Below are 8364 nucleotides of genomic sequence, written 5' to 3' on the forward strand. Positions count from 1 at the left end.
GAATAAGTCATTGATTATTATATACTTTATGTTAAATCCATTATGTTGAATTAACTTTTTGCATGCTACAAATAAAAAGTAGGTGTACGAAGTTATAGTAAAAGCCCGTTTAACATAATATACATAATGCGCACTAAGTATCAATTAGTAATAGAGGTTAGTTTGAAAACGGCGTAGCTGCAAAAAGATCATTTTGCTTTGCTTGTTCCTCATAGTCGCCGCAAACGACTAAGCGCGTTGTGTCCTCGTAAGTAAGTTGATAAACACAGTCCGTCAATGCTCGGAACACGTAACCCATTTCCTGTAAATCTCTATTGGTTGTCGTGAACAGCTTAAAGTCATTTTCGAATACATCGATATAAATGAGTTTAAAGGTCTTGTTCCTTATTGGCCTATTGTCATCATCAAACACAGCCTGAAGAACTTCACCACTGGCGTACATCTTATAAGCCGATAAAGGATCATTTGGCTTGCGGCGGCGTTCCCTTTTGTCAGTTGGTAAGCTTGTGTTCTCATCAACTTGCGTTTGTTGTGGTTGGGGTGGCGTTGAGTCGATATCAGGAAACAAACCGCCATTTGATATGAGAATTGCAGGCCCACCGAATAGAAGTATGGAAGCGAGCCACACAGTCCAATGTTTCCAAATGGGTTTGACGTCCTTTGCTACTGCCTCTTCCACTGCCTTATTAGAGCTAGTATGACTCTGATAAAACGGAAAATATTTCTTCTCGTAAGTCCTAACGTTCTGATTGAGGTCTGTACCATTTGCACCGTTTTTCACCTTTCTTGTGTATGTAGTCTTTGAACCCATTGCGGCGTTCTTGACGCAATAGTAATGAATCTCCACCATGTCTTTGATGTCTCGGTGAACCTTGCGCAAGTTCTGCGTCATCAAGAGTATGTCAGCGCCGTAATGCCGGTGCATGGAGTACCATTCCAATACAGACGTATTGACTTGGCGCCCAAGTACCATGTGAGCCTCATCGATAACGTATAGCGGCGCTTGTCCTTTGTCGTTCCTCCAAGAATCTCGATAATGTTCAACACTGGAGAAAGGGCGATTATTCGAGCCGAAGTTGTCTAGCTCGCCATCTATCACCACTAACAACTCATCAACGGTTTCTTGTCCAAACACCTTTACGAAGTGAGGGATGTTTAGAGCAACGTTGGTAATGACTTTGCGACCATCTTTCAAGGCGGGAATGATGTGAAACGCTACAGCTTCATAACTCTTACCGCCTCCTGGTCGTCCTGTTAATGCGTTAATCATGAGCCTAACCTCGTAAACGGAATCAACTGTAGAACTATTCGAATACCAATTGCAGAAACAATCATTCCTACGGCTTGAGGGAGTCCGACTTGACCTAGTACCCAAGCGGCCTCGGGAGGAAAGCCACGCATATATTGACTAATGTCGATTGGCTCGAATAGGGCTATGGCTGAAAGCAATATGGTATCAATAACCGTCATGATTAAGTCAAAAAGCCAATAAACAATATCTTTGAACAATTCCAAAATGCTCATAAAAAGAGCGGTGAGCGCGTCAACAAGTTGCTGGAACAAATCTACTAACCAATCCATAAGTTAACCTCCAAAGATAATTTTTCGGCAAGTCAAAGCCGCAGTAAACAAGATGCAGATACGAATGAAGCTGAAAATGTAGTCAAGGTTGATATAGTCGCCCAAGTCGTAAGAACCGAATCCAAAACCGGACATATCAAGAGCGAAACTCGGTTTAGCGGCGTTGGATAAATCTATATCAGCAAACGCACTAAGCATTCCGTCATAAATAGCATCGCGGGTTGCACCAATACGTGTCACCATTTCAGTTGAAAGTGATTCAGTGGTGTGTTGAGAAACATACGTTGAGGCGCTTGAATCTATAGTGGCGTCGATATTAGTAATCGCATCGGAAATTGAATCTAAAGAATCTGAACTTCCCATGCTTTCGGATAACTCGCGCAATGATTGAATTATCTCATTTTGTTTTAACATAGCCTGATTGTGATAAAACTCTTCATACTGGTTAACATTTGAAACAGCAGTGACTATTTCGTTTGTTGATTGGATTTGTAATTCTTTAAGTTCCCCCCAAATTTCTAACTGTTTATTTGTTCCAGCAACAAGTTGTTTTAACTGTTCATCGTTTAACTGATTTGCGTTTTTAAGCTCATCGATAACGTCTTTAAAATTGGCGTTGTTATCAGAATTCAAACTAGTAAGAAGTGTGTTTATTTGTTCATTAAGTTTCTTAATTTGTTGCTGGGTATCAGACTCAGTGGAAGGTGAACCAACTTGAGCACCTTCACGTTGATTAACATCAGAAGGATTTATGGGGGAAGATTCGACACCTTCAAGTGGTTTTGTAGGGTCTTTCATTTCGTGATCAGGTTTGCCATAGGTTCCACCTGAACAAACGAACTTGTCATAAGCGTTATAACCACACTTAGCATCAGGGTCTAAAGGTTCACCAGAATCGGGTTTACCATCGCCGGAGGAATCACCGGAACAGAGATAAACACCGTTTGTCTCTTCACAACCTTGAGGAACCTCATCAGGTATGTTACCACCTGCTTGAGAATCACCGTCGCATGAATTACCAGTAACTAGAACATTACCTGAACAACGGCCAGTTGAGCGATAGCAAGTGCGCGTATTTATTGCTTTAAGCTCGCAACTTGCAGAGCAAAAAGTTGGATTATCTCCTAGTGCAAAATAGTCCCAGCTATGGGCGGATTCATTTCCTTGAAGTAATTCGCATTGTGAGAGACAAGATTGAGATTCAGAATCGTAGACAGTATCTGGGGGACACGAATAGGAAAAGTTTGCAGAATATTGGATAGAATCGTGTGCGTTATACCAACTAGAACAAGCTGAATCTTTATATGACGCGCCACTAAAAGAAACAGTAGTAGAACTATAAGAAAAACCACTAACTTTTATGCCCTTAACATAACCTTTACTGACTGAAAGACACGTACCTAAGTAAGATGATTTTAAGTGGTTAAAATCGGAGAAAGTTCGACCGGATTCGGGACCGCTAGTAATGGTAACTAAAGCATGAGCGTTTAATGATAACAATATAGTTAATAATATTAAGAATCTCATATTGCACCTATAATAAAGGGGCCGTTAAAGCCCCTCATTGATAATTAGATTCGCATGTTAAAAGCGCATATTAGAGCCGAAAAACCACCTAAAAGTGTGAATATGAGCAACTGCAAATCATAAAGAGCTAACAGCAAGACTAAGCTTTGCCGACTGCACGTTTGGCAAGGCTGATAGCTTTGAGAGCAACAGCGATACCTACAGCAGTGACACCGATAGCGAGAACATTAGTGGATACGCTGGTGAAATCCACTTCAGCCCAAAGAGTGGTTAGATCAACAGCAGCGTGTGAAGATGCAGAAGCAACCAACGCGCCTAGCGCAACGAGTTTAGTTTTCATAACAAATTTCCTTTTATATGAGATTTACAGCTTTTAAAGCGGCCTTTATGGGGAACGAAATAATCCAACCGAAAAAGACCAGAGCGAAACCGAAAGAATAAAACTCGACAACCTCCGCACCAGTTACCGTGGTGTGCTCGGTTAAATAGTTATACTCATCGGCACTTAGTACGACGAGCTGCGAACACGTCTCAATAGGTTCGCTAGAGAGATACAAGAAACCGTCTTGGTCAGTGTTGACGCAGCTAGTCATAATTAGACCTATGCAGCCTTGGTAGCTTGATTATGTTCAGGAACAAGAATGATATTGCGCTCGAATTCGAGTCGACCGTACTGCCCTACTTTGAATGATGAAGAATGAAGAACGTAGCGGCCTTCTGTGTAATAGGGCTGACCTTCTTGGAGAGGTAAAGAGAACTCGACAGGAAAGCGACCGCCTAGATGAGCAAAAGCAACTTGGCTATAGAGTTTCATTTCTGCGCGGTCTCCCTTTGCGGGGATTACGCGAGTATCGATGGATTCATTATCCTTAAAAATTTCGATGATTAGACCGTCAGTGGTTTTCATAGTATTTCCTCAGTTAAGCTACAAGGCTGATTACGTTATCAACGCCGTAAAGTTTGGTTAGGTCGCCTGATTTCGGCTCGACCCAGTCAGACGGCGTTTGCTGACTAAAATCGACATTAATGACTTGAAGCAATGGGACGACATTATCGAGTCCATTGCCTTTAAGGTTTTGGAGTTGTGCTTTGGAAAAACCAGCATCCAAGAGAAGATTCAAATTGTTATAAAAAGTGGCGCGAGTGGAATAAGAGGACTTAACAGCTTCGTAGCCATCTGAAACAAGAGAACGGTATAAGCGAAAAACGCGATCTGCTTTTGAGTAAGAAATGTTGCCCTTTGGAGTAACTTTGGCGTATTTAAGCTTTAAACGGTTATGAACCTGCTCATCGTTAAAAATGGTCATATTTTGTCCCTCTAGAGATTCAAGTAGCGGGGAAAACGCTTTTTTCCATATGTCTGCTATTAGGCAACTGCCCTGCTTTTCATATTCAGTTTGAAATTTACATGCTTGAAATAAATTTTTAGGTACGCCGAGTTCGTCCAAGTAGCGGCGTTTAGCGCCAGCTTCGAAACGAACTAAATTACGTGCGTAGTTGATTAGTTGAGGGTCACTCATTACTTCGATAACTCTATCATTTGAGTGATCACCTTTAGATTGCAAAGAACGAAGTGAGTCCAATTGGCGATTAAACTCTGGGCCTTTTAAGTAAACTTTGCGGTCAACATGGCGAGAGCCGCGGCTGAAATAACAGGTTGTTTCATGTTCATTACGAACAGATGCGCGCATTTGCTTATTTGAAATGACTTTCAACTGATTGATAACTTGTTTTGCTTGAGACTCAGATTTGACGCGAGCTGAAAAAGTACAGTCTATTGAATCTAAAGTGGTTGATGTTATGTCAAGCATCTCGAAAAAGTCTGGATATTCGTTGCATAGAGCCATGAGCATTTCAAAGGCTCCAGTGATGATTTGAGTTGAACCGTAAACATTATGACCTTGAAGTATCTTTGCAGGTGATGCTTTGAGTTCTACACAAGCGTCGCGGAGCTTGGTTCCTTGGAAAATCTTAAAAGCCATGCCAGTAAAAGAAGTTGGTAGAGACTGATAAGGATGGCGCAAGTTGGAAACCTCTAAACCATCTTGAAATGAGTTACCAGTGAAATGAACAACCTTTGCCTCAAGACCAATACCGCGACGAGAACACTCCTTAATATCAACGTAAGAAACAGACTCACAAGAGGAATCACACTCAGTTTTGAGCAGAAAATCTTGCTTGAATGGCACCGAAATCTTGAGCATGTCTATCATATGTATACATGTTACTAATTACATTTGTAATAAATGTATACATGATGCATGTTGCATGTCAACCTGTAACTTATATTTTGTTAATCATGTATATAAAATACATAGTGACGTCATAAAAAATGAAGATGCTATTGATGAAAAAGTTAGTACAAAATATCAGAGTGAAACCCGCACAGGCAGAAGAACTGAAAGAAGTAGCGTTCAAACTATCGATGAAAAAAGGCGACTTCATAAGAGAATCGGAGATAGTTCACTTCTTGATAGAAAACTACCTGAATGAAGTTGACTACGAGAACGGAATGCTAAGGAAAAAATCTAATATTTAGACAAGAGTACACTATTAAAGATAGTGTACCCTCTGCCATTTTTGGCCCCTCCCGCAGTAGCGGGACCCTCCCAAAAAGGCAGAGGGTAAGCTGATTGAATAGCGGGTTCCAGTTGGATAACGCCCCTTTGATGTTGAGAGTCTCTGCGAGGGGAATCTTAGCAAGAATGAGGGGTGTTTTTTTGTACTCAAGAAAAGGGAGCGGGTTTGCGGCCGTTTGGGGAAGTCATGCCCAAGAACCTAAGTGAGCGGCCTTTTCCCTGCGGGGCAAGTATGTCAAAAATGTCGACAAAAATGACATACTCAATTAATGCGCATTATGGAAATTATGTTACGGGCTATTCACTTCAAAGCGATTCTCACTCATAGCATGTACGGCCAAAGGCCGACAATGAGCAATTCCCTCGCCCACCCTTTGCGCGCTCTAGGCTTTCAGCAAACCACTCAACATAATTCCAGACTACATAATGCGCACTAAGTATCAATTAGTAATAGAGGTTAGTTTGAAAACGGCGTAGCTGCAAAAAGATCATTTTGCTTTGCTTGTTCCTCATAGTCGCCGCAAACGACTAAGCGCGTTGTGTCCTCGTAAGTAAGTTGATAAACACAGTCCGTCAATGCTCGGAACACGTAACCCATTTCCTGTAAATCTCTATTGGTTGTCGTGAACAGCTTAAAGTCATTTTCGAATACATCGATATAAATGAGTTTAAAGGTCTTGTTCCTTATTGGCCTATTGTCATCATCAAACACAGCCTGAAGAACTTCACCACTGGCGTACATCTTATAAGCCGATAAAGGATCATTTGGCTTGCGGCGGCGTTCCCTTTTGTCAGTTGGTAAGCTTGTGTTCTCATCAACTTGCGTTTGTTGTGGTTGGGGTGGCGTTGAGTCGATATCAGGAAACAAACCGCCATTTGATATGAGAATTGCAGGCCCACCGAATAGAAGTATGGAAGCGAGCCACACAGTCCAATGTTTCCAAATGGGTTTGACGTCCTTTGCTACTGCCTCTTCCACTGCCTTATTAGAGCTAGTATGACTCTGATAAAACGGAAAATATTTCTTCTCGTAAGTCCTAACGTTCTGATTGAGGTCTGTACCATTTGCACCGTTTTTCACCTTTCTTGTGTATGTAGTCTTTGAACCCATTGCGGCGTTCTTGACGCAATAGTAATGAATCTCCACCATGTCTTTGATGTCTCGGTGAACCTTGCGCAAGTTCTGCGTCATCAAGAGTATGTCAGCGCCGTAATGCCGGTGCATGGAGTACCATTCCAATACAGACGTATTGACTTGGCGCCCAAGTACCATGTGAGCCTCATCGATAACGTATAGCGGCGCTTGTCCTTTGTCGTTCCTCCAAGAATCTCGATAATGTTCAACACTGGAGAAAGGGCGATTATTCGAGCCGAAGTTGTCTAGCTCGCCATCTATCACCACTAACAACTCATCAACGGTTTCTTGTCCAAACACCTTTACGAAGTGAGGGATGTTTAGAGCAACGTTGGTAATGACTTTGCGACCATCTTTCAAGGCGGGAATGATGTGAAACGCTACAGCTTCATAACTCTTACCGCCTCCTGGTCGTCCTGTTAATGCGTTAATCATGAGCCTAACCTCGTAAACGGAATCAACTGTAGAACTATTCGAATACCAATTGCAGAAACAATCATTCCTACGGCTTGAGGGAGTCCGACTTGACCTAGTACCCAAGCGGCCTCGGGAGGAAAGCCACGCATATATTGACTAATGTCGATTGGCTCGAATAGGGCTATGGCTGAAAGCAATATGGTATCAATAACCGTCATGATTAAGTCAAAAAGCCAATAAACAATATCTTTGAACAATTCCAAAATGCTCATAAAAAGAGCGGTGAGCGCGTCAACAAGTTGCTGGAACAAATCTACTAACCAATCCATAAGTTAACCTCCAAAGATAATTTTTCGGCAAGTCAAAGCCGCAGTAAACAAGATGCAGATACGAATGAAGCTGAAAATGTAGTCAAGGTTGATATAGTCGCCCAAGTCGTAAGAACCGAATCCAAAACCGGACATATCAAGAGCGAAACTCGGTTTAGCGGCGTTGGATAAATCTATATCAGCAAACGCACTAAGCATTCCGTCATAAATAGCATCGCGGGTTGCACCAATACGTGTCACCATTTCAGTTGAAAGTGATTCAGTGGTGTGTTGAGAAACATACGTTGAGGCGCTTGAATCTATAGTGGCGTCGATATTAGTAATCGCATCGGAAATTGAATCTAAAGAATCTGAACTTCCCATGCTTTCGGATAACTCGCGCAATGATTGAATTATCTCATTTTGTTTTAACATAGCCTGATTGTGATAAAACTCTTCATACTGGTTAACATTTGAAACAGCAGTGACTATTTCGTTTGTTGATTGGATTTGTAATTCTTTAAGTTCCCCCCAAATTTCTAACTGTTTATTTGTTCCAGCAACAAGTTGTTTTAACTGTTCATCGTTTAACTGATTTGCGTTTTTAAGCTCATCGATAACGTCTTTAAAATTGGCGTTGTTATCAGAATTCAAACTAGTAAGAAGTGTGTTTATTTGTTCATTAAGTTTCTTAATTTGTTGCTGGGTATCAGACTCAGTGGAAGGTGAACCAACTTGAGCACCTTCACGTTGATTAACATCAGAAGGATTTATGGGGGAAGATTCGACACCTTCAAGTGGTTTTGTAGGGTCTTTC

Annotated in this window: 9 protein-coding genes and 1 pseudogene; 1 reads left to right on the forward strand and 9 read right to left on the reverse strand. The window is 41.6% G+C overall.

Annotated features, from left to right (window positions below; translation table 11 throughout):
* Nucleotides 1-157: 157 nt before the first annotated feature.
* From AC6R10_RS12830 to AC6R10_RS12855, 6 genes are all read right to left on the reverse strand, one after another.
* Nucleotides 158-1270, reverse strand: a complete 1113-nt coding sequence (locus AC6R10_RS12830; protein ID WP_500672466.1) for a zonular occludens toxin domain-containing protein — start codon at nt 1268-1270, stop codon at nt 158-160.
* Nucleotides 1267-1581 carry a DUF2523 family protein gene (locus AC6R10_RS12835; protein ID WP_500672467.1) on the reverse strand — a complete coding sequence of 105 codons (315 nt, stop codon included), beginning with the start codon at nt 1579-1581 and terminating at the stop codon, nt 1267-1269. The genes AC6R10_RS12830 and AC6R10_RS12835 overlap by 4 nt, the downstream gene beginning before the upstream one ends.
* Before the next feature lie 3 nt (nt 1582-1584).
* Entirely contained in the window at nt 1585-3108 is a 1524-nt protein-coding gene (locus AC6R10_RS12840) for a FlxA-like family protein (protein WP_500672468.1), read from the reverse strand.
* Nucleotides 3109-3247: 139 nt separating this feature from the next.
* Nucleotides 3248-3448, reverse strand: coding sequence for a hypothetical protein (locus tag AC6R10_RS12845; RefSeq protein ID WP_500672469.1), 201 nt, complete (start codon nt 3446-3448; stop codon nt 3248-3250).
* A gap of 261 nt (nt 3449-3709) precedes the next feature.
* The gene (locus AC6R10_RS12850; RefSeq protein WP_500672470.1) at nt 3710-4015 is read right to left on the reverse strand and encodes a single-stranded DNA-binding protein; all 306 of its coding nucleotides are present in this window, start codon (nt 4013-4015) and stop codon (nt 3710-3712) included.
* Nucleotides 4016-4028: 13 nt separating this feature from the next.
* Complete coding sequence (locus tag AC6R10_RS12855; RefSeq protein WP_500672471.1) at nt 4029-5321, reverse strand: phage/plasmid replication protein, II/X family; 1293 nt, start codon at nt 5319-5321, stop codon at nt 4029-4031.
* 134 nt (nt 5322-5455) lie between these two features.
* Here AC6R10_RS12855 and AC6R10_RS12860 point away from each other — a divergent pair, with 134 nt between their 5' ends.
* Nucleotides 5456-5647 (forward strand): hypothetical protein, encoded by a 192-nt coding sequence (locus AC6R10_RS12860; protein WP_500672472.1) that lies wholly within the window; start codon nt 5456-5458, stop codon nt 5645-5647.
* Nucleotides 5648-6144: 497 nt separating this feature from the next.
* Here the strand turns inward: AC6R10_RS12860 and AC6R10_RS12865 are convergent, their stop codons facing one another.
* The 3 genes and pseudogenes from AC6R10_RS12865 to AC6R10_RS12875 all read right to left on the reverse strand — a co-directional run.
* Complete coding sequence (locus AC6R10_RS12865) at nt 6145-7257, reverse strand: zonular occludens toxin domain-containing protein (protein ID WP_500672466.1); 1113 nt, start codon at nt 7255-7257, stop codon at nt 6145-6147.
* Entirely contained in the window at nt 7254-7568 is a 315-nt protein-coding gene (locus AC6R10_RS12870) for a DUF2523 family protein (RefSeq protein ID WP_500672467.1), read from the reverse strand. The genes AC6R10_RS12865 and AC6R10_RS12870 overlap by 4 nt, the downstream gene beginning before the upstream one ends.
* A gap of 3 nt (nt 7569-7571) precedes the next feature.
* Nucleotides 7572-8364 (reverse strand): annotated as a pseudogene (locus tag AC6R10_RS12875) (hypothetical protein); the annotation flags it as partial.

This window comes from Vibrio sp. R12-SG2-ISO1 (assembly GCF_059834045.1).